At 61.7% G+C, this 22,261-nt stretch carries 17 protein-coding genes; 9 read left to right on the top strand and 8 right to left on the bottom strand.

Going from position 1 to position 22,261, the window contains the following annotated elements:
• Positions 1-105: 105 nt before the first annotated feature.
• The 3 genes from LZ005_RS05720 to dsr1 form a co-directional block, all read right to left on the bottom strand.
• Entirely contained in the window at positions 106-3,705 is a 3,600-nt protein-coding gene (locus LZ005_RS05720; protein WP_237805597.1) for a hypothetical protein, read from the bottom strand.
• 9 nt (positions 3,706-3,714) lie between these two features.
• A complete protein-coding gene (locus tag LZ005_RS05715) occupies positions 3,715-4,506 on the bottom strand; it encodes a hypothetical protein (RefSeq protein ID WP_237805595.1) in 792 nt (263 codons plus the stop codon).
• A gap of 145 nt (positions 4,507-4,651) precedes the next feature.
• A complete protein-coding gene (dsr1, locus tag LZ005_RS05710; protein ID WP_269106532.1) occupies positions 4,652-8,380 on the bottom strand; it encodes an anti-phage defense-associated sirtuin Dsr1 in 3,729 nt (1,242 codons plus the stop codon).
• A gap of 789 nt (positions 8,381-9,169) precedes the next feature.
• Here dsr1 and LZ005_RS05705 point away from each other — a divergent pair.
• Both LZ005_RS05705 and LZ005_RS05700 read left to right on the top strand, forming a co-directional pair.
• Complete coding sequence (locus tag LZ005_RS05705; RefSeq protein ID WP_237805591.1) at positions 9,170-9,634, top strand: hypothetical protein; 465 nt, start codon at positions 9,170-9,172, stop codon at positions 9,632-9,634.
• On the top strand, positions 9,631-10,533 hold the full coding sequence (locus LZ005_RS05700) for a DUF2145 domain-containing protein (protein WP_237805589.1): 903 nt from the start codon (positions 9,631-9,633) through the stop codon (positions 10,531-10,533). Before LZ005_RS05705 ends, LZ005_RS05700 begins: the two co-directional genes overlap by 4 nt.
• Here LZ005_RS05700 and LZ005_RS05695 read toward each other — a convergent pair.
• The 3 genes from LZ005_RS05695 to LZ005_RS05685 are packed head-to-tail and all read right to left on the bottom strand — an operon-like array spanning position 10,511 to position 11,804.
• Positions 10,511-10,750 carry a DUF2798 domain-containing protein gene (locus LZ005_RS05695; protein WP_237805587.1) on the bottom strand — a complete coding sequence of 80 codons (240 nt, stop codon included), beginning with the start codon at positions 10,748-10,750 and terminating at the stop codon, positions 10,511-10,513. The genes LZ005_RS05700 and LZ005_RS05695 overlap by 23 nt on opposite strands.
• Positions 10,747-11,310, bottom strand: a complete 564-nt coding sequence (locus LZ005_RS05690) for a flavodoxin family protein (RefSeq protein ID WP_237805585.1) — start codon at positions 11,308-11,310, stop codon at positions 10,747-10,749. The genes LZ005_RS05695 and LZ005_RS05690 overlap by 4 nt, the downstream gene beginning before the upstream one ends.
• Before the next feature lie 11 nt (positions 11,311-11,321).
• Complete coding sequence (locus LZ005_RS05685) at positions 11,322-11,804, bottom strand: DUF2938 family protein (RefSeq protein ID WP_237805583.1); 483 nt, start codon at positions 11,802-11,804, stop codon at positions 11,322-11,324.
• Positions 11,805-11,879: 75 nt separating this feature from the next.
• On the opposite strand from LZ005_RS05685, the gene LZ005_RS05680 reads away from it, so the two are divergent.
• Complete coding sequence (locus LZ005_RS05680; protein ID WP_237805581.1) at positions 11,880-12,341, top strand: helix-turn-helix domain-containing protein; 462 nt, start codon at positions 11,880-11,882, stop codon at positions 12,339-12,341.
• Here LZ005_RS05680 and LZ005_RS05675 read toward each other — a convergent pair.
• Complete coding sequence (locus LZ005_RS05675; RefSeq protein WP_237805579.1) at positions 12,275-12,703, bottom strand: hypothetical protein; 429 nt, start codon at positions 12,701-12,703, stop codon at positions 12,275-12,277. The two genes, LZ005_RS05680 and LZ005_RS05675, sit on opposite strands and share 67 nt — an antisense overlap.
• 133 nt (positions 12,704-12,836) lie before the next feature.
• Between LZ005_RS05675 and LZ005_RS05670 the strand changes: the two genes are divergently transcribed.
• Together LZ005_RS05670 and LZ005_RS05665 are read left to right on the top strand one after the other, a co-directional pair.
• Entirely contained in the window at positions 12,837-13,451 is a 615-nt protein-coding gene (locus LZ005_RS05670; protein ID WP_237805577.1) for a LysE family translocator, read from the top strand.
• A complete protein-coding gene (locus LZ005_RS05665; RefSeq protein WP_237805575.1) occupies positions 13,448-14,242 on the top strand; it encodes a ferritin-like domain-containing protein in 795 nt (264 codons plus the stop codon). Before LZ005_RS05670 ends, LZ005_RS05665 begins: the two co-directional genes overlap by 4 nt.
• On the opposite strand, the gene LZ005_RS05660 is transcribed toward LZ005_RS05665, so the two are convergent.
• Complete coding sequence (locus LZ005_RS05660) at positions 14,236-18,297, bottom strand: DUF3857 domain-containing protein (protein WP_237805573.1); 4,062 nt, start codon at positions 18,295-18,297, stop codon at positions 14,236-14,238. The two genes, LZ005_RS05665 and LZ005_RS05660, sit on opposite strands and share 7 nt — an antisense overlap.
• A gap of 269 nt (positions 18,298-18,566) precedes the next feature.
• Here LZ005_RS05660 and nirK point away from each other — a divergent pair, with 269 nt between their 5' ends.
• The 4 genes from nirK to LZ005_RS05640 all read left to right on the top strand — a co-directional run bounded on the left by nirK (position 18,567) and on the right by LZ005_RS05640 (position 22,180).
• Positions 18,567-20,030 (top strand): copper-containing nitrite reductase, encoded by a 1,464-nt coding sequence (gene nirK / locus LZ005_RS05655; protein WP_237805571.1) that lies wholly within the window; start codon positions 18,567-18,569, stop codon positions 20,028-20,030.
• A gap of 8 nt (positions 20,031-20,038) precedes the next feature.
• The gene (locus LZ005_RS05650) at positions 20,039-20,818 is read left to right on the top strand and encodes a formylglycine-generating enzyme family protein (RefSeq protein ID WP_237805569.1); all 780 of its coding nucleotides are present in this window, start codon (positions 20,039-20,041) and stop codon (positions 20,816-20,818) included.
• Entirely contained in the window at positions 20,818-21,408 is a 591-nt protein-coding gene (locus tag LZ005_RS05645; protein ID WP_237805567.1) for an SCO family protein, read from the top strand. The genes LZ005_RS05650 and LZ005_RS05645 overlap by 1 nt, the downstream gene beginning before the upstream one ends.
• Positions 21,409-21,484: 76 nt before the next feature.
• Positions 21,485-22,180 (top strand): FadR/GntR family transcriptional regulator, encoded by a 696-nt coding sequence (locus tag LZ005_RS05640; RefSeq protein ID WP_237805565.1) that lies wholly within the window; start codon positions 21,485-21,487, stop codon positions 22,178-22,180.
• Positions 22,181-22,261 lie beyond the last annotated feature (81 nt).

Genomic DNA, 22,261 nt, shown 5'->3' with positions numbered 1-22,261 from the left:
AGCGCCCACTCCACGCATTCCGTTTTGAGGACGGCAAGAGTATGGCCTTCCACCACGCCAAACGTAGCAGCGTAGCGCCTGCAGGTTTGCCCGAAGAACAATCAGTTAACTCTCGCTTCTAGCAACGACGCCGACCTTTCGTTTGTGCTTCTTCACGCCTCTAGGGTTTCGCTGTGCCGCAGCCTTTGCCGCTGTACGCTGTTGTTGTTGCCTGATATCGAGAACCAAGAAGACGACCCGAACTTGGTCGATGCCATTTCCGTAGTGCGCAGTCAGACCAGGCGGCCGAGAGTCTATCGGTGGGTGAACGTCCAACTTTTCGAGAATCCATCCGCCAACCGTGACTTCGCTTGCGATTTTCTTCAATTCATCGAGAATCGCGCCATTCCACGAAAGGCGGGAATACGTCAAATGCACCATGAATTTGCAGGAACCATAGGCAAAGAGTTTCGCGAAGTGCATAGCGAGATCCTTCTTCGTCCACTCCGTTGACGCGGGCCTGGAACAGATCAAAGCTTCGCCGATGACAAACTCATTTGTGCCCTTTTTGAGGACGATGTCCCGCCTACCCGGATTCTCACTACCGCTATAGCCGCCCATTGATTGGTCCGACACGCTCCAATTCAAGAAAGCCAATCGCGACGCAAGCAATTCGCGCAGAAGCATATTGAGGTCATCCTCGCAGGTATCAAATTCTATTCCGCGCATGGCAGGAACAAGTGAGTTTATGCTGGCAGCCGCGTTTCGAACATGCTCAACAATGAAGTCAAGAAATCCGACTGAACTCCACGCCTCGGCCTGGCGAATGGGGTCCATCGATTGTAAACTCCATAGTGCGCTTCGAATATCGCGAATCGGCTCTGATGTTTCACTGATCTCTAGCCCGATTCGAACACCCGTGCCGGTATTCAAATACCCACGCACCTTCTGCAGCAGCTCCGTCTGTCCGAACTCTGCTTCAGCACTATCGAGTTCACCTGCCGCTGCAACACCCCGCCCGCTTCGACAAAGCGCCACCGCCAACACTGCGGAAACCTTTTCCGTTCTCGCTTCAGCCTTGGTTTGTTGCAAAGTCTCTACAGCTTCAGAGGGATGCCCGGAAGCCAGCAGTAACAAGCCCATGTTGAGTTGGAACGTGTCGCCAAGCGACGGCTCGTTTCTAAATGTCCTTTCAATCTCTTTTGCTTCGAGGAGCAATTCATCGGCTTTCCAGCGTTCCTCTTCATTCAAAATCTGAAACACGTCTTTGTTCAGCAAACGCTGGATCTTCAATGCAAATCGATTAAAAGCATACTCAGGTGAATTGGGATGTTTTCGGCAAAGGACGTCGAACAGTTGCTCGCCAACTTCGAGGTTTCCATTTTCACGAAGCAGTTGCGACGTCGCGCGATAAAATGAAATTGCATCGCGGGCGACCTCCGCATCAAAATGCCCTAGCCCATCAGGCACTTCGGCTTCGTCAATCGTATCCCAATCTTGCGTGGCTAAGGCCAGACGGAGTGATTGCCGGAAGTGCGTGATCCAGAATTCGGAAGGCAATCTTCTTGGCGTGGGGAGCTCCATAGCAAGGAACGTCGCGGCTGCACCATTGAGTCCGGCATTGAGCAGCGATTCGATCCTCTGGAGTTCCGCAGGAAAGTAAACCTGCGCCGCCCGTTCGGGGGTCAACGCGAGAATTCGGGCGTCAAGACTGGCACGCATTGCCCGTGGCGCCACCGCCTTAACCTGTGCGAGGAACCCAGGCTCATCAGATTCCAGGATTTCGCTCAATAGTTGCCTCGCCGTCCGATCGTCCAAAACCCCTAAAGCTCGTCCCAAGTCGCCAGCAATACCGGGCTCATGAACGGTGCCAGCCCTGTCAATTTCAAAGTCGAGAGCAAAGGCGTGCACACGCCCTCGCTCGGCGTTTGCAATCGCGCCGCGAAACAGTGCCCTGCCCAAGGCTTCAACCAAGTGCCCTGAATCCGAGCCGCGCCGCTCCAATATTGCGCGTGCCAACGCACGAATATGACTACGAACGGCGCGGGCCAAGTCGTTTCGCACCGTGAATTCATTTTCCTCATCAATTTTGGCGAGGACCGATGGCACGTCGACCGGGTCCAAGCACATACGTAGGTGAGCCTCTCCGCCTTTTTCGGCCATCTTAAAGAGCAAGTTCGCCATGGGCGCCGTGAGCCGGTTGGCCGTATGTCCAAACTTCTGACTCGACACAGAGGCAATGTAGGCATTGACAAGTAAAGTGCCGTCCACTTCCTCGATCAGCTTTCCCACCTCGACCACGTCCAATGCAGCCAGGAAGGCCGGAAGACCAAGTCCCAATTCGTATGCGCCGCCTATCAATGACTGATAGACGTCTTTGAGTAGGCCACGTTCCCAACTGCGAATCTCATCCACCAGTAGAAGTCGCATCGCTTCAACTGCCCCCATGCGTCGCCCGTCCCAACGTTCTGTCAGCATGCGAAGACGGTGCAGAAGTGCCGCGATTTCCGCAGGCGGCACCTGCTGCCGGCGTACGTGCAAACCCAAAATTTCGACCGCATCACTGAAGGATCGATGTCGGGACGCCTGGTTATCGGCCTCCATCATGTCTCTCTCCCACGCACCCGTGTACAGCATCCAGTCCGCCACAAGGGAACAGGCCAACGGCGCGCACTCGGGTTGCAGGAGCAATTCAACGACGAGATGCGGTCGGCTACCTGCCGCCCTCACCAGTTTTGAAAAGAGCACAGGGCGATCTTCGGCCGCGCGAAGCATCCGAATGAAAATAGGATGTGGGGCCTGGCTATCGTCTGCGTGGTCGATCTCGTCAAATAACAGCCTGACGACATGACCGAGCAAATACCAAGTTCCGTGATCGTCCATTTCGAGCCGTTGGATAAGTGGGCTACTAAACCAGTAAGCGCGATCGAGGCGCGAGGCCGGAATGTCCGGTATTTGACTCTCGATATTGACCGTCAGCTGAGAATGCGCATGCGCCATTCGCGAGACAGCATGGACCCGGTACTCATGCCATGACTCGAAGGAACATTGGTTTTCTAAGACGTCGAATGCCGCCCCAATGAAGGCGTCATAGGCTTTCCCTCGCCATTGAGCAGAAGGCACAAGCTCAGGACAGGCTAGGAGATCGTAGCCCTTGATCCAACGTTGAAGCGGATTCTCACCGCTCTGGACCAACATTCTTTCCCAACTGCGCGCCGCCACCCACACCGGCGACTCGCTTGGTAAGAATGCCTGTGATCGGTTCGCGAGCATGCGCCGCCTGTCCTCTGCTGCATCGGCAATTTTTCCATCTTCCTGACCTCTGTAGACGAATTCCTCATGACCATAGCTTTCCAGCCACTTCGCGACGGGTTTAAGCTCACGTGGAACATCGCCACGCCGCACTCTCTCGCGCACCCCACTGAGTACTCCGACCTTTTGCCAACCCAGCGCAATCCAGCCGGCCTCTGTCAGCTCGCTAATGGAGAGGGCCTTTCCTTCGGTTGTCTCGAATTTGTCAATTTCGCACTGCAAACGTTGAGTTGTATTGAAGCGCATTTGCTCCCACTCCAACAATGCGTTCAAAACATCCTCGTCTTTCAAGAAGACCTGCTCTGGTGGGAAGTGCTGCTTGAAGCCTCTTGTGAAAAGGCTTCGCGAGAATCGCTCGCGTAATACCCGCCTCGTCTCGGCCGGCACATGATTAAAGCTTTCGAACTTTTTCACCACTTCTCCCTAGCCAGCCTTGCGAATGAGCGGATCGAGTGCAACAGCGGCGTTGATCAGCCTAGTTTGCTCCTCCACAAGTGTTTGGAACCTCTCGAACAGTACGTATGCGTGATCGCATTCCTTTTCGAGCAGCGGCACGATGTGCGCCAAAGCCAGCGGCGGCATTCCGCCAAAGCCATAAATCGTCTGGCCAGCAGCGGATGTTTTCTTTCTACTGACGCTCCGTGTGTATCCAATTTCAAAACGTGGCGGAAACTGGTGGTGAAATGAATTCCTGAAGTTCCCAGTCGCCGTTTGAAACTTTCTGCTCCCAAATCTCTCCCATGCCCGCTTAAACGGACGATAGCTCGGCCAAGGTCGTCCGACGGCATCCGCAATTTCAGCATAGATCAGGTCGTCAGGAGGCAGATCATCGCGCCATTCAGATTTGTACTTGAGACGATTCGCTTGATGACAGAGGTGGGCAGCGGCAAATATGAACCGCGACCTGATGGCATACGGAAGATTGAGCACCAATGTCGCAATTGGGTCGACAAATTTATGTGTTACATCCATGAGCTGTTGGTCATTCAACCCGACTATGACGTCTCGCCATGCTGCAAGCTCATGCGTGTAATTGGTCATTGCATTGATGGCGTTGGCAAGCTCGTTCGAATAGTCGAGCAGCATTTCGCTGTAGGGGAACCAAACAATCGTCAACTCATTCCCAAGCGTACTCCAACGGTAAGGCATGAATCGCCCCTTCAAAGGGGTGACTTTCAATTGCCGATGAAATTCTCTGTAGCGCGCGATGGTCATTCAAGTCACCTACTCAATTATTGGTAAGGCGCAAGCGCCCCAAGCGTGCCTGAACTGCTTCTTATGATCAGCCGAATTCACGGTTCAATTGAAGACCGACCGGAACTGATGATTACGCGAGTCCAAAATCAAAGGGCCAACATAATCAAATGTCATCTGGCGCAAATCGCCTTACGTATTCAGCCAATCTAATGAATCGACTGTGAGTTGCAGAACCCGGCAGTGCTTCACGAATCTGACGTAAGCAAGCGGCTAACTGTGACGGCGGCCATTGAGTCGTAGACTCGATCACCAGCGCTAGGAATTCAAGAGCGGCATCGGGAAATTTTCTGCAAATCTCGGCTTCACTGAGTAGGTTGACAACATAATCCGGATGTTCAATGGGGCCTAGCCAATGCTTCAAGGCATCGAACGCTTCCGGGAACATCTGATTCGTGGCCACGGCCAAGCGGGCAAAACTTTCCGAAATGCTTTTTGTGACCGACGCCCGGGACTTGGGCCAAACCGCTTTAAGGTAGGGCTGGATACGGTTTTCCCAGTATTCGGACCGCTGCTCTCCCGCACCATCGAGCGCACGAATCAAGGCTTGCGCCGCTTCCTCCAGTCCAGCACTCGGCAATGAATGCGTAGCTTTCTTCAGCTCAGTTTTCGAAAATGGAGACTCCGTTTCCAGAGCCGCGTAGGTCAAAAAGGCAGCGTATTGCCCATGGTGCTTGCCAAGCTGGTCGTAATGGTTCGCGGTATCTAACAAGGGCTCCTTAAGCGCTTCAAGGAGTGGAACGTATAACCGAGGCGACCAGAGAAAACCTTCCCAAACACACCGGGCGTCTTCTGGAGACCTCGCCCAGTCAAATACGGGGATAAGCTCCATTTTGGCCCAGTCAGGATCGACGCGAAAAAGCGAAACCAAGTGGGCAGCAAGAATTGTGCGACCAAGCGCGAACACTGATACTCGCAAATCACACAAATCGGTAAGCAGTGGTTTGATCTCCCTCGATAAACCTTGATCATCCTCAAGTATTTGCCTATACCACCAATGCAGGACCGCCTCGACACTCTGTCCAATTGGATGATTTATGGCGCGATTAACAGGGTCATCGTCTGGCTCATATTTATCGGCCTTGCTATTCATGACAAGACGGGCCACCAACCTCAAGAAGGTGGCGTCATGTCCGACAAATGACTTTGCCTGCGACCGAAGCCACCAAGCCAAAGGGTGCGCCAGCGATTGGAGGACTTGATCCGGGGCACCCTCCAAGACCATAGCGACAACGCGCCACGAGCGACTCAACAAGGAACTTTCGGCCCATGCCTGTAGGGCTTGCCGCCATCTGTCAATCGGCCACTTCCCATCTTGGGACAGCCGTATTAGAGCTGTCGATGCCGCACCGAAATGATCGCGACACCGTTCGCGCCAATCATCTTCTTGCCATTGATCCGTGACCTCAATCTGCAACCATTCAACCAGTTCCCTTCTTGTCTTGGGTGCGACAACAAACGTCCTTAACTCGTTACCGCTGTCCATCCAAGAGGAAAACTCGTCGCGTTCGTCTGCCTGTAACTGCAGGCCGGGAAATTGAACCGCCACAGCCTGAAGCCGGGTAAGCGCTCGGTCTGACAAACGCCCACCGGCCTGTTGTGCTTTCGCGAGACGGAGCCAGATCATGTGATCACACGTTTTCTGTAGGCGCTCTGGTTCAACGTCTTCTCTAAACATCTCACGCGGGGGCCCTTGTAGAATTGCATTTTCCAATTTTGAGAATGCGTGTGGGTCCAATCTTGGAGAAAGCGAAACCAATAAACGCAGGGCCTCTCGCTGAGTTTCAATAGACCACAACCACCAAGTTCGATCACTGATCAAGACTTCAAGGGCGTCGTTAGGAGCAAACACGTGAGCGTTCGCTGCGGCAAATAAAGCCAGGCGACGAAATACCGGATATCGAATCTCTTCCCACCCAGTTACGGCCACGCGCGCGCGATTTGGCGATCGCTTCACAGTTTCTAGCCACGCGTCTCGAACCAGTTCGATCAGCGCTGTCCAGTCATGGAAGTCACGATTTTGAGCGTGACTGCTGATTGACGGCTGATAGATATATGAAAGATCATTCAAATCATCCGCACCGCCTAGCTCGCGCATGAGATCCATTGCGTCACGTAGCAGTGTCGTGGCATCTAACAAAAGATCCGGCAATGAATCAAACCACTGCGGCGTCTGGCGCACATGCTCCAAAGCAGAATGCACGTGGTCAGCGCCAACAACGATCTCCCAATTAACAATTTCTTTGATGCGAGTTTCATTAGTTGATCGTTCACCATCATCCTCATCCCACATTCGAAACGGCTCACGTAAAGAGACACGTGGATTCAGAATGTCACGCAATTCCATGCGCATCACTGGTGTCATCCCGTCACGGAGGAATCTCGTCTTCCACTCGTAAAGATCGTATTTGGAATGGGCCGATTTAATCTTGTTCGACAGAAGAATGCCCCAAAGAGTCTTCATTACTTTCGGCGGGGAATTCTCCACTATTGCGCGGGAGATCATCCAAGCAAATTCATGTTGAACGTGACCGCCCTGCTTCACGATCCAAAGTATCAGCGCTGGATCATGCACATGTCGCGTCAGCCATCGTGCCAACTCATGCATCACGTGATCCCACTGGCTTGACGGATACCCATTCCCGACCAGCGCCATCAACGGCGAACGCGCATATGGCGATGGTCTCCGAACGACACTGAATTCGAGGGAGTTGTCCTCATTTGCATCCGGCGCGACACCGAAACGAGGAAGGTCTCGATGCTTGAATCGAAGCTCCGTTAATGGATCGAGCCAGTCAAGAGACGGCAAAGGATCATGTTCGGCGAAGCGCTTTGCAGGTAGAGCGCGTTTGTCGCAGAGTGCCCACAGCATTCGCCCAACGTAGTCATCTTGTTTGGTACTTGCTACCGGCCTGGTGGCAGCGTATTGCATAACAATTCGTTCTTTACCAAGCACCCCGTCTCGATAAACTTCGGCCCAACTTTGCAACGTCTTATGCAATATGCTGTGATTCCTGGCTTCCCAATACAAGATTGGCGTGACGTTCTTAGCTCGCCACTCATTGGCCCTAGCTTCCTCTTGCCCTTTCGTTGAGCCCCCAAACGCGAACATTTCAGGCGACGACTCTCCTAAGAGGCGGTCCGCAGCCAAAGCGTCCATCATGTACCGAAGCACTGGATCGTTGATGCTGTAACCGACAAAACACACGGTGAAGTTTCTGAAGAGTTCGCTCACAAACCTCGCCGCCCACCTTTCGGTCAAATATGCCAGTCCGAAATCGCCGCTTGAAACCACTAGTCTGTCGAGCGCACCCGGCGTTATGCTTGATGGAAGCAATCCATGCAGGTATACCAAACCATCCCAGCGATTCTTTGGTACAGGTAATAGTGGAGCTTCGTAAGTCGCTATCGACAGCCTCTTCGAACTAATCACCTCTTCGAACAGGCGATCGAAGTTTGTGGTTATCAATCGAAAACGTCCCTCACGTTGTTTGGACAACGTTAAGAGTGCTTCTTGTGTCGCGGTAGCACCTGCTCCAGCCAAATTTGGCGTAAGGGTAGCCGCCAACTGAGCCCGTACTGCGTGTCGACCGCCAATAACCCGCTCTTCCAGTTGACCAATAGCAGTATCAAATTGCCCAGCCTTAATGGCAGCTTGCTCGATTAGATTCGGATCCTCACCTAAGCCCGAGTAAACTTTGCTCACCAGTCCGCCGAACCCGGGGAGTCCCGCAGGAAAAGATATGCCCGCACCGCAAAAAAACACTACCCTTCCGTCTTCATGCGCCTGCAATAGTCTTTCGGGAATGTCGGGTCCATTCTTTATGAATTGCATTTTTCGGACACACCTTGATTTTGACCACTTACGATTTTCGCTGGTTTCCCCGTCACATTGCCAACGTCATAGAGAACCCGGCCAACTGAGATTCATTTCGGGCAATTAGACAAGTGCTAGCGAAACTCACCGGACCACACCTGAAAACAATGAATCACGGTTTGGAACGTACGGAATTTCTTCTCGGATACGGCCTTGCGGCGTCGGCATCCATCCCTCATCTGGAAGATCTTCTTGGAGCTCCCTCGAGCTGCAATCATTGCGTCAAGTGACAGGCGCTTTGAACCAACGCCATGACAACTTGAAGTCAACGTGGGAGGTGAGAAACATTGTATCTCATTCACCATTTCATTCTCAGAGAGCATGAAAAAAAGACGCGAAGTCAAGAGCCACTGCATCAAGACATATGACTCCTTTGAAACGCACCCTAAAATGACGCTGCACAAAGAGGCTATACTGCTTGAGGAGCAGGCATTCACATTGGTGACCGAAAGGGTAGCAGCGCTCTAAGTCATTGATTTTTATGGTGATGCGACGGCCTGCAAAGCCGTCTACGCCGGTTCGATTCCGGCCCTCGCCTCCAAATAAACAAGCGCATCGCTTGCAACAAGCCGGGAACTTCCCGGCTTTTTTGTTTTCAAACTGCCCCCCCCCTGCACCGCTGTGCGCACCTCTGGCAGGCATGCGTGCCCAATCGAAGGATCAGCATGGCGCGAGGAAGACGACTTATTCCGCAGGTCCAAGCGCTTGTACAATAGGACTCTATTTGTTGCTGACTGAAGGATGCATATGACTCTCCGTCCCCTCGCGCGCCACCTGGGTCTGGCGCTTTTCGTGGCGGCCTGCGCCGCACCGGCCCTGGCCGACAGTATCGCCTCGTCGGCTTCCAGCGCCGCCTCGGCCTCGTCGGGCAGCGTGTCGGATTCGATTGGCGCGTCGAGCAACAGCTCGAGCGGCAACAAGCGGGTGGCCGCTGGCGACTACCAGGTGATCCAGATCGCCCAGGCGCCGGCCAAGGCCGATACCACGCGCATCAGCTTGCGCGCCGCCGCGGCGGGCGCCACGCAGGAATTCTTCCTCGATGTGCCGAACCGGGCGCTGGCAGCCCGCCCGCTCCAGACCGGTGCAATCGTGCAGGTGCGCGAGCAGGCCTATGGCTATGAATTCGCCCACACCGACACGCGCCAGCCTTTCTTCCTCGCGCTGCAGGACGACTGGTACCGCGAACTGCAATCGCGCCGCGTCACGCTGTGAGACGCTGGGCGCTGGCCGCCCTGCTCGTCTGCGCCGGGGCTCAGGCCAGCACGGCGCCATTCTGCGATCGTAGCAAGGACATCAGCGCGCGCGAGCAGGACCGCGTGTTGCGCTTTACCGCGGCCGTTAAAGATGAACTCAGGCAGGCGGGTGCGGACCTGGCGCTGATCGCGCGCTCGGGCACGGACTTGTCGCGCTTCGGCCTGCTGTACTCGCACGCGGGCATCGCGCTGCGCGACCCGGCCGATGGCAGCTGGGCCGTGCGCCAGCTCTACTACGCCTGCGACGAGGCACGCCCGCGCCTGTTCGATCAGGGCCTGGCCGGCTTTGCGCTCGGCGCCGATCAGCCGGGCAGCGCCCACATCTCCCTGGTGTTTCTGCCCGGCGCTGCGGGCAGCGCACTGGCCGAGGCCGCCAGCGACAAGGCGCGCGCCCTGAGCGCTCTGGCCAGCGACTACAGCGCGAATGCCTACGCCTTTGCCACGCGCTACCAGAACTGCAATCAATGGCTGATCGAGCTGATGGCCCTGGCCTGGGGTGGCATTGCCGCGGGACCCGATCTGCGTGAGCGCGCCCAGGCCTGGTTGCGCGCGCATGACTACCAGCCCGACACCGTCCGCATCCCGGCCCACTGGGTGGCGTTCGCCGCGCAGTTTGTGCCGCTCGTGCATGTGCAGGACCATCCGGTCGAGGACCTGCAGGCCCTGCGCCTGCGCATCAGCCTGCCAACGGCGATCGAAGCCTTCGCCCGCCAGCAGGTGGCCCAGGCGCGCCGCGTGGAGCTGTGCCATACGACCGAGCACATCGTCATCCGCCATGGCTGGCAGCCGCTCGACGCGGCCTGCCGTCCGCAGCCGGGCGATACGGTGCTGGCCCTTAACGCGCCGGACCGTCCTTAGCCACCAGTAGCGCCACCAGGCGGCGCGTGGCCGGCGCCAGCACCGTCACGGCGGGAAAGGCCAGCGTCCAGGCGGTCAGCCAGGCCTGCAGCCATTGCTGCAGAAAGGCCGGATGCAGGCCGCCCACGCGCCAGGTGGTCACACCGGACACCAGCAGCGACATCATGCCGGACAGGATCAGGCTAAACAGCAGGGGTTCAAATTTCTTCGGGATCATGCGCTCATCCGTTGCAACTGTTCTGAAAAATTGCGGCCAAACACTTCGGCTGAGCGCAGATCGCCCGGGCTGAAGGCCTCGGCCGGCGCGCCGTGCGCAGCCTGGGCCATCAGCCCCGACCACGAACCGAGCCGGTTCACCGCCTCATCATACGGCACGCCCTGATGTTGGCCCGGGAGGAAGGGATTTCCGACCCACATCATGCCATGCTGCATACAGAACACGAACAGCGACAACAGGGTCGACTGCTTATCGCCAGCCGGCAGCGAGGACACGGTGAAACCGGCCGCCAGCTTGCCGACCAGCTGCTGGCGCCGCCACAGGCCGCCGGTCGCATCCATGAAATGTTTGAAGGTGCCCGACACACCGCCCAGGTAGGTGGGCGAGCCGAGGATCAGGCCGTCGTAGGCGCTCAGGGCCTCGGGCTGGCTGCGCAGGTCCTCGGCGCGCAGCAAATCGACTGCGCTGCCGGCCACACTGGCGGCGCCCTGCACGACATGCTGGGCCAGATGGGCGGTGTGGCCATGGCCACTGTGGTAAATCACGGCGATCTTTTTCATGATGCATCCTTTCAGGAAAGGGCCAGGGCCGACAGATACAGGCCCAGGCCAAACACGGTGTGATTGAGCAGGCTGCGCAGCGCCTGGCGCAGCGCGGCCGCTGGCGTCAGTGTGAACAGGCCGAGCCCCATGGCCGGCTGCATCAGCAGCAGCGGCGCGGCCACGCTGAGCCAGCCGAAGCACAGGGCTGGCAGCGGGCGCGGTGCGGCCAGCCAGGCCGGTCCCTGCCACAGCAGCAACAGCAGCGCGAAGCCGATGCCAACGGCGTAGTGGACGGCCCAGCCCAGGGCCAGCTCGCCGGACACGGGCGGTGCGGCGCCGATCGCCGCATGGCGTACGCGTCCCTGCGCCAGATGGCCGGCCCAGCGGCCGATCATGGCGAAGTTCTGGGTCTTCACACCGCAGCGTTGCAGCAGCCACAGCCAGCCATCCATCAGCAGCGTGGCGCCAATACCTATGGGCAGTGCCTGCCCGAGCCAGATTGAAGTTTGCATCTGCATCTCCTTGACGAACAATCGGATGCAGGTCATTCTAGGAGTTCAAGTCAACTTGAGGTCAAGGACTATTTGATGGACATCGCCGACGTCGCCAAACAGACGGGTGTGCCCGCCTCCACCCTGCGCTATTACGAGGAAAAGGGATTGATCGTCTCCCTCGGCCGCAGTGGCGCGCGGCGCCGTTTCGGGCCCGAGGTGCTGCAGCAGCTGGCCCTGATCGCGCTCGGCCAGGCGGCCGGTTTCAGTCTGGATGAGATCCGCAGCCTGATCCTGCCGGGCGGCGCCCAGCAGATCGACCGCGCGCGCCTGCGCAGCAAGGCCGATGAGATCGATGCCCAGATTGCGCGCCTGAGCGCCGTCAGCCGCGGCCTGCGCCACGCGGCGCGCTGCCCGGCGCCCAGCCACAGCGACTGTCCGACGTTTCAGAAATTGTTGGCGGCCGCTGCGCGCGGCCTGATCGGCCAGCCTCAGACCCTGGGGGCCGGCAAAAAGCGCAGCGCCAGGGCGCGTCCCAGCCAGGCCATCGGCACATAGGCCAGCAGCAGGTCGGCGCAGTCGAACCACAGCGGTGCCGGCAGCATGGCCACATTCATCGCCCCGCCCAGCAGGAAGGCCAGACCGACGATGGCTGGCGGCAGCTTGCGCGCGCCGACGGCGACGGCCGTCGCCAGCGCCGCGCCCACCAGCGTGCCCAGCGCATGCGCCAGCCACGGAAACAGGAAGTGGCGCGGCTCGAACAGCGGCAGGCTGGCCTTCAGGCCCTCGAGCGTGGTGACGTCGGCGCCCGCTGGCGGCGCAATCAGGTGCGGGCCCAGCTTGATCAGCAGGCCATTGAGCGTTGCGCCGATCAACAGACCAAACACAACGGCCAGCACATTCCGGATGATCGCTTTCATCGTCCCCTCCCCTGGAAATTTTGTAATTACAGCAAGGTAACGCAAATCGGGCCGCCGGGCAATTGGCCGCGCCTGGCAGGGGGCGGACGGGCATGTTAAGCTGATCGGCTTGAACCTGTTTTTGTGAGCAAGCATGAGCGCCCATACCTGGTGGCTGTTTCTGGCCATGAGCTTCGTTATCTCCGGCACCCCCGGCCCGAATATGCTGCTGGTGATGAGCCAGGGCGCACGCCACGGCATGGGCGGAGCCATCGCCACCATGGCCGGCTGCATGACTTCACTGATCGCGATGATGGCCCTGTCGGCCGCCGGCATGGGTGCGCTGCTGCAGGCCTTCCCCAGTGTTTTCGAGGCCATGCGTCTGCTCGGTGCGGCCTATCTGGCCTGGCTCGGCATCCAGAGCATTCTCAGCAAGGAAGAAGCAAGCGACGCACCGCCGCCCGAGCGCGCCCCCGGCCATCACTACCGCCAGGGCGTGTATGTAGCCGCCAGCAATCCCAAGGCGATCCTGTTTGCCGCCGCCTTCTTCCCGCAGTTCCTGAATGCCGACGCGCCCACCCTGCCCCAGTTCGCCATCCTGCTCGGCACCTTCTCGGTGGTCGAGATCAGCTGGTATTTCGTGTACGCGGCCAGTGGCTACAAGCTCGCCGCCTATCTGAAAAAAGCCAGCGTGATGCGCGCCTTTAACCGTATCACCGGCGGCATCTTCGTGGCCTTTGCGGCCGCCATGGCCCTGGTCCGGGAATGAGCGCAGGCGAATTGCGCGCGCAGGCCCGCGCCTGCTTTCTGATCGAACCGGCCGCGGCCAAAGTGGCCGCCGTCGCGGCCCTGGCCGCGGCCGCTCCCACGCTCAGGCTCGACCCCGGCGCCCGCTTTGCGTCCGCCGCGCCGGGCCGGCCCGCTGCGCCGCTGCTGGTGCCGCCGCAGGACGTGGGGCGGCGCTCGATGGCGACGCCGGCCGGGCGCGCGATGCTCATCCACGCGCTCGCGCACATCGAATTCAATGCGATTCATCTGGGTCTGGATGCTGTCTGGCGCTTTCCGGACATGCCGCCCGCCTACTACCACGACTGGCTGCGCGTGGCCGCCGAGGAAGCTCAGCATTTCGCCCTGCTGGCCGCGCATCTGGCCACGCTCGGCCATGCGTATGGCGACTTCACGGCCCATGATGGCCTGTGGGACATGGCCGAACGCACGCGCGACGATGTGCTGGGCCGCATGGCCCTGGTGCCGCGCACGCTCGAGGCGCGCGGGCTCGACGCGACGCCGCCGCTGCGCGCCAAGCTGGCCCAGGCCGGCGACCATGAGGCCGCCGCCATTCTCGACATCATCCTGCGCGACGAGATCGGCCACGTCGAGATCGGCAACCGCTGGTTCCACCATCTGTGCCGCCTGCGTGGCCTCGATCCCGAGAGCGCCTACCCGGCCCTGGCCGCGCAGTACCAGGCGCCGCAGCTACGCGGCCCCTTCAATCTGGACGCGCGCCGCCAGGCCGGCTTCAGCGAAGACGAGCTGAGCGCGCTGCACGCCGCTTACTGAGCTTCTTTCTTCAGGATCGCCTGTTCGGCCGGCGTCAGCAGCACCAGCAGGCGGCCCAGGCCACGCTCGGCCGTGTCGCGCGTATCCGGGCTGACGTCGCTCGCCTGCAGCACGGCCCGCCACAGACGTGCGGCATCCATCTTCTCGGCCCGGCTCGATTCCGGCTGCGCAAACATGGCGGCCAGATTGCTCTTGGCATCGTGGTCGCCGAGCGCAATGCCTTTTCTGAACCACTGCTCGGCCAGCTTACGGTCGACCTCGCCTCCAAGCCCATCGCGGTACATGAGGCCGAGCTTGTTCGGCGCCAGCGTATTGCCCAATTCCGCGGCGCGTTCAAAATAGCGGCGCGCCGCGCCCATGTCGCTGCGTACGCCAAGTCCGTCGCGGTACATCATGCCCAGCATATGGGTCGCATCGCGGAAGTTCTGGGCGTCGGCGCGGCGCAGCCATTCGAGGGCCTTGGCGAAATCCTGCTGGATGCCCTCGCCGTAGCGGTAGTTGTAGCCGAGGTTGTACTGGCCCTGGGCACTGCCTTTCGCCGCCGACTCCTGGTAGTAGCGCGTGGCGGCCGCATGGTCCTTGCTGACGCCCAGGCCTTCGTCATAGGCGTAGCCGATCGAGTTCAGGGCCTCGACGCTGCCGCCCTCGGCCGCCTTGCGCAGCCAGTCGAGCGCCACCTCCGGCTTGCGCGCCACGCCGCGCCCGCGCTGGTACATATTGCCCACGTTGAGCTGGGAATCGGTATAGCCCAGCTTGGCCGCCAGCAGATAGATCTCGAAGGCGCGCTCGAGATTCGCCTCGACGCCGCGCCCGGTTTCGTACAGCCAGCCCAGGTTGTGCAGGGCCTGGGAATCGCCCTGCTCGGCGCCGAAACTGTCCCACAGGAAGGCGCGCTCATCGGATTTCGGCACCAGCTTGCCCGCGCCGTACAGATAACCGAGGCGCGCCTGGGCCGTGGCCAGACCCAGCACGGCGGCGCGTTCGTACAGGGCCAGCGCCTGCGCCGGCGCCTTTGCCTCCAGCAGTCGCCCCAGCCGGTACTGCGCGTCGGCTTGGCCGAGTTCGGCCGCCTGCTCGAACCAGCGCTGCGCTACCTGCGCATCCTTGGCGCGGCCCAGGCCATCGGCCGCTGCCAGACCCAGCAAATACATCGCATAGGCTTCGCCCTGCGCCGCCGCGCGTTCCAGCCAGGGCAGCGCGTCGGCCGGCTGGGGCTTGCCGGCCCAGCCCTCCTTCAGGCCCAGGGCATAGGAAATCTGCGCATTCACAGAGCCGGCCTCGGCCGCAGTACGCAACTGGTTCAAGGCCGCGCTGCGCTCGCCCTTGCCCTCGGTGGCGAAGGCCTTGCGCACCAGCTCGGTATCGCCGTCCAGATAACGCATGGCGATGGCGGCGTCGGTCGCGCGCGGCTCGCTGCCGGGGCTGCCGTCGCCCGCACGCTGGAAAGCCTGGCGTGCGCCGACCAGGTCCTGGGCTTGCCAACGGCGCTGGCCCAGATAGAACCAGGTCTGGGCGCGGGCGAAGGCGCGCAGCACGGGGCGCATGGCTTCGATCCTGGCCAGCACAGCCGCTTCGTCCAGCAGGCCGATCTGCATTGCCAGCAGCGGGCGCGGCCACGGTCCATCGGGCATGGCGCGCGCGCGTTCGAGCAAGGCCGGCGGCAGCGCCAGGCCGGCGTGCTGGTGAAGGGCAATGCGGTCCGCGTCGAGCAGCATGTCGGACTGGCCAACGGCCGCCTTTTCCAGATCGGCCACAGCCTCGGCCGCCTGGCCGCGATAAAGGCGCAGCCAGGCCAGCTGGCGCGCCAGCGGCAGGGCCTCGGCGACGCCTGTCAGCGGCGCGCCCAGGCGCAGCGCAGCATCGCCGTCGCCGACCGCATACAAGACCTGGGCCTGGCAGCGCTGCTCGATCGGATTAGCCTTGCCGCTCTCGACCTTCTTCTCGAGCGCGTTCAACACGGGGTAGACGCTGGCGCGCGTCAGGCCGCGCGCGGCCCAGGCCGCCAGCCAGTCCTTGCAGCGGGCCGCGCTCAGGGCCTTGCTCTCCTCCTGCTCCAGCGTATGGGTGTTGAGGGCGTCGACCAGACGCGGTGGCAGACCCTGGGCCTTGCCCGTGGCGATGGCGCCGGCCGGCAGGGTCAATTCCAGCGAAGTCAAGCGGGCCAGCTTCTGTACATCGGCATGCAAGGCCGGCAAGGCGGGCGCGCTGGCCTGGGCCTGCTTGAGACGGAAGTCCAACACCAGTTCCGTGTGATTGTCGGCCGCCACCAGTTCGCGCACGGCACTGAAACTCGGGTTGTCGATCTCCTGGCGCGCGCTGTTCATCCACATCTCCACCGCGGCCGGATAGTCGACCTGCAGGCGATAGCGCACGCCGTACGGTGCTTCGGCCAGCTGGACCGGATGTTTGCGGCTCAGCTTCTCGGGGAAATTCATGGCGCCTTCGAGCACCCGCGTTTCGACCGCAATCCGGTAGCCGCCGCCGTCCTGGGCGACCAGGGCGCTCGGCAACTGCAGGCGCGCTTTCAGACCGAGGCTGTCCTCCTTGCCGTCCTCGACCACTTCGGGCTCGCCGATCAGCTGGGCGCCCGGATAGGTCTTCTCATAACGCTCGAGGAAGAAGTTGCGGCGGTCGACTGCGCTCATGCCCGCGAACACGCGGCGCAGATTGTCGGCCCAGGCGCCACGGTAACGCCGCTCCGTATCCAGTTCGGCGGGGCCGTCGAGGCCGGTGAGGCGCAGATGCTCGATCAGCTCCATGCGCGGCGCGCTGTGCGTCTCGGGCGGAATCGGCAGCAAGGCGCTGGCACTGACCGGCAGGGCCGCCGCGCCCGGCAGCGCACGCGGCAGACTGGCCAGGCCGACCGGCTGCAGCGGCAGGGTCGGATCGACGAAATGATTCTGTCCGTCGATGCGCAGGCGCACGATCGCATGGTCGAAGATCATCGGCGTGGCCAGCACCTTGGCCGGCAAGGCCGGTGCGCGCGCCGATACCAGCAGCGGCTCGGCCTCGATGCCCATCGCCCCCAGCAGCGAGACCAGCAGATAGCTCTTGTCCTTGCAGTCGCCATAGCGGCGCTTGAGGACCTGCTCGGGCGCCTGCGGGCGATGCGAATTCTCGCTCAGGGCGACGCTGAAGTAGCGCACTTCCTGTTGCACCCAGTGCAGGGCGGCGGCCGCCCGTTCGGCCGGACTGCCCTGCGGCGCCAGCGTGCGCGCCAGGCCCTCAACGGCCGGGTGGCGCGCCGCCGGCGGGAACAGGCGCGCGGCCCAGGCGGCGACCTCGCCCCAGTTCGCGTATTCGCTCAACACCAGCATGCGGTACTGCAGCACATCGCTGGGCACATACGGCTCGGCGGCGATGGCGGCCAGGCCGCGCTCTTCGAAGCGCAGATGGCGCAGCTTGCCATCGACCGTCTCGCGTGGCTGCGGGCCGCCCTCGCCCAGCAGCTGCCACTGCAGCTTGCGCTGGGCCGGATAGGCAACATGGATGCGGCGCAGTTCGATCGGCGCGTCGCCGTCCCAGCCGAAGGAGGCATGCCAGCGCTTCTCGAACACCGGATTGAAGCCGCTGATCGAATAGCTGAGCCAGAGCGTGTCGCCGACCCGCACATCGTTGAGCAGCAGCTGTACCGATTCGGCGCCGCCGTACACGCCGGTTTCAAAGCCAGCCTCGCGCTGCAGGCGGCGCAGGCTGGCATCCTGCAGATGGTCGATGCGCTGGCCATTGCGCAAAATGCTGACCCGATGCAGGGTCAGCTTTTCATAGGCGGGCACGTAGTTGATTTCGATCTGGCCGATGCTGGCCAGCGCGGCGCTGCTATTGACCTGGATGGCGCGGTTGACCAGCACCACCGGCTCGCCGCTGAGATCGACCTGGATTTCGGCCAGGCGCAGCACCACCGGGTCGGTGCGCGTGGTGGCCGGGATCTCGCTGGCCAGCTCGGCCCAGCGCGGCAAGGCCGCCTGGCGCGCAAAGTTCGGTGCAGGATCGGGCGCGGCGGCCCAGGCGGGCGGCAGCAGGAACAACAGGCACAGCAAGGCGAGCAGAGGCATGGCATCTAAGCAAGAATCGGACCGCAAGGATTCTCGCACCGCATTTGCACTTTCGCAACATTAAATGCCGCGCACGATTGAAGAACCGGAAATTCTTTTGATTCTCGTCAGATATACTCCGGACGATCTAGGCTAGGGGCAACTGCCCTAGTTCGGATGGCGTGGCCAATCATGCATACGGCCAATAGTAACGCGAGCGCGGCAGCTTTAGTCTGTTGCCATGGCGACAGAGCTTCCACTGAAGCGCACGCCTTTCCTCAGGAGAGCCTATGATCCCCCTCACCAAGTCCGTTCATGCCGCGCTTGCCGTCGGACTGGCAGCGTTCAGTATTTTCTCGGGCAGCCACGCGGCCGCTGCCGAACCCCAGGGCGCCGCCCTGCGCGCCATCCTCACCAGTCCGCCGATGGTGCCGCCCCCGACCAACCGCAACTACGCGGCCAAGGTCATCGTCGAACTCGAGGTGATCGAGAAGGAAATGCAGATCTCCGAAGGGGTCAGCTACACCTTCTGGACCTTCGGCGGCTCCGTGCCCGGCAGCTTCATCCGCGTGCGCCAGGGCGACACCGTCGAGTTCCACCTGAAAAACCACCCGTCCAGCAAGATGCCGCACAACATCGACCTGCACGGCGTGACCGGCCCCGGCGGCGGCGCCGCCTCGAGCTTTACGGCGCCCGGCCACGAATCGCAATTCACCTTCAAGGCCCTGAACGAGGGCATCTACGTCTACCACTGCGCGACGGCGCCGGTCGGCATGCACGTGGCCAATGGCATGTACGGCCTGATCCTGGTGGAACCGCCGGAAGGCCTGCCCAAGGTCGATCACGAGTACTACGTGATGCAGGGCGACTTCTACACGAGCGGCAAATACCGCGAGAAAGGCCTGCAGGGCTTCGACATGGAAAAAGCCATCGACGAGAAGCCGACCTATGTGCTGTTCAACGGCGCCGAGGGTGCGCTCACGGGCGACAAGGCCCTGACCGCCAAGACCAATGAGACGGTGCGCCTGTTCGTCGGCAACGGCGGCCCGAATCTGGTGTCGAGCTTCCACGTGATCGGCGCCATCTTCGACAAGGTGCGTTTCGAGGGCGGCTCCCAGGTCCAGCAGAACGTCCAGACCACCCTGATTCCGGCCGGCGGCGCGGCCATCGTCGAGTACAACACCAAAGTACCGGGCAGCTATGTGATGGTCGACCACTCGATCTTCCGCGCCTTCAACAAGGGCGCGCTGGCCATCATGAAAGTCGATGGTCCGGAAGATAAGTCGATCTACAGCGGCAAGGAAGTCGACTCGGTCTACCTGGGCGACCGCGCGGCGCCGAACATGGCCGCCGTCACCAAGGCCACTGCGGCGGCCGCCAGCGGCGCGCTCAGCGTGCAGGACCAGGTCCTGGCCGGCAAAGCCCTGTTCGCTGGTACCTGCTCGGTCTGCCACCAGGCGAATGGCGCCGGCCTGCCCGGCGTCTTCCCGCCGCTGGCCAAGTCCGACTATGTCAATGCCGATCCGAAGCGCACCATCGGCGTGGTGCTGCGCGGTCTGAACGGCAAGGTCAAGGTCAATGGCACCGAGTACAACTCGACCATGCCGCCGATGAACCAGCTGAACGACGACGAAGTGGCCAATATCCTGACCTATGTGCTCAATAGCTGGGGCAACAAGGGTGGCCAGATCAAGGCGAGCGAGGTGAAAGCCGAGCGCGCCAAGAACGTCAAAACCGCCGTCAGCGCCCACTGAGGTCCCGCATGCGCGTCCGTCTCTGCCTGCTGGCCCTGGCCCTCGCCTGCTGCGTGCAGGCGCAGGCCGAGCCGGCGCGTTATGTGCCGATTCCGGCCGGTAGCTTCAGCAGTGTGCTGTCGGGCGGCAGCGCCGCCAATCTGCCGGTCCGCGTCGCCCCCTTCGCCCTGCGCGAAACCCCGGTCACGAATGGTGAGTACCTGGCCTTTCTGGCCGCCCATCCGGAATGGACGAAGGCCGAGATTCCAGCCGTGTTCGCCGACGCCAGCTACCTGAGCCGCCTGCCGGCCACGCCGCTGTCGGCGGCCGATGCGCGCCGCCCCGTCACCAGCGTCAGCTGGTTTGCCGCCCAGGCCTTCTGCGAAGCCGAGGGCGCGCGTCTGCCCACCTGGTACGAATGGGAATACGTGGCCGCAGCCGACGCCAAACGGCGCGACGCGCGCAGCGACCCGGCCTGGCGCAGCGCCATCCTCAGCTGGTATGCGCGCGCCAATCCGGCCCAGCTGCCCCAGGTCGGCGCCGCCAAGAATGCCTATGGGGTGCGCGACATGCACGGCCTCGTGTGGGAATGGGTCGATGACTTCAATGCCCTCCTGGTCTCGGCCGACAGCCGCAACCAGGGCGATCCGAGCAAGCTGCAATACTGCGGCGCCGGCGCCATCAGCCTGCAGGACCGCGAGAACTTCGCCGTGCTGATGCGCGTGGCCCTGCTGTCCGCGCTCAATGGCACCAGCACCACCGACAACCTCGGCTTCCGCTGCGCGCGGGCGCTGAACAAGGAACCCTGATGAACACTTCCGCCCTTGTGCTGTCCCTGGCCCTGCTTGGCGGCCTGCCGCTGGCCGCCAGCGCCGCGCCCGCCACCAGCCAGTCGATCCCCGGCGACTCGGTCTACCGCCTGCCGCTGCAGATGGTCAACCAGGACGGCCAGCGCTTCGCCCTCGCCAGCCGGCGCGGCAAGCCCCAGGTGCTCAGCATGTTCTACAACTCCTGCGAGTTCGTCTGTCCGATGCTGATCGACACGATCCGCCTGACCAGCGACCAGCTGAGCCCGGCCGAACGCGGCGCGCTCGACCTGATGCTGGTCAGCTTCGATCCGGCGCGCGACACGCCGGCCGTGCTCAAGACCGTGGCCAGCAACCGCCAGCTCGACCGTCAATGGACCGTGGCCACCAGCGATGTGGCCGGCGTGCGCAAGCTGGCCGCCGCGCTCGGCATCCAGTACCGCAAGCTCAGCAATGGCGAGTTCAACCACACGACCGTGCTGGTCCTGCTCGACGCCGACGGCCGCATCGCCGCGCGCACCCAGGTGCTGGGCGAAGTCGACCCGGCTTTCCTGGCGCGTTTGCACGACATCCTGAAGCCGCCCGCCCCCTGAAAGGCTGGACACCTTGGTCTGACCACTCTAAGATTTGCAGATTCCTTTAGAAGATGCCAATCCTCAGACCAGATCCATGAAGAACAGCACGGCAGCCAGCCCCACTCCCGCCAGTGAAGTCCGACTCTACCGGGTCGTTGCCAACCGCATCCAGGAGCTGATCCGCGAGGAGAACATCGCGCCGGGCGAGCGCCTGCCGTCCGAGCGCGACCTGTCGGCCCGCCTGAACGTCAGCCGCGCCTCGCTGCGCGAAGCCCTGATCGCGCTCGAACTGGGCGGCACCATCGAGGTGCGCGGCGGCTCCGGCATGTATGTGGTCGACAGCGGTAAGGCCAAGGAAGCCCCGGCCCTCGGCCCCGGCCCCTTCGAAGTGCTGTCGGCGCGCCGCATGATCGAATCCGAGGTGGCCGGCATGGCCGCCCGCAATGCCACCGACGCCGCCATCGACGCCATCCTGAGCGCCGTCGAAGAAATGGAGCGCGAGCACAATGACCGCAGCTCCAACGAAATGGCGGACCGCAACTTCCACCTGGCGATCGCCCGCGCCTCGGGCAATAGCGCCCTGGTCGGCGTGGTCGAATACCTGTGGAATCAGCGCGGCACCCTGTGGCACCGGCTGAAAGAACATTACCAGACCGAGGAACTGCGCCAGCAGACCCTGCTCGACCACCGCGCCATCCTGGCCGCCATCGCCACCCACGACGTGGCCGGCGCCCGCCAGGCCATGCGCCAGCACCTCGACCGCGTCACCCAGACCTTCTCGCGCGGTTGACAGCCGCCGCCCTCCCCCTTCAAGCGGACTGACCACCGAGGCCATTTTTGGCCACGCGGTGGTCTTTTTGTGCCTCTTGGA

This window comes from Massilia sp. TS11 (assembly GCF_022012445.1).
Lineage (GTDB): Bacteria > Pseudomonadota > Gammaproteobacteria > Burkholderiales > Burkholderiaceae_D > Telluria.
This window is presented reverse-complemented; position numbering and strand designations above follow the sequence as displayed.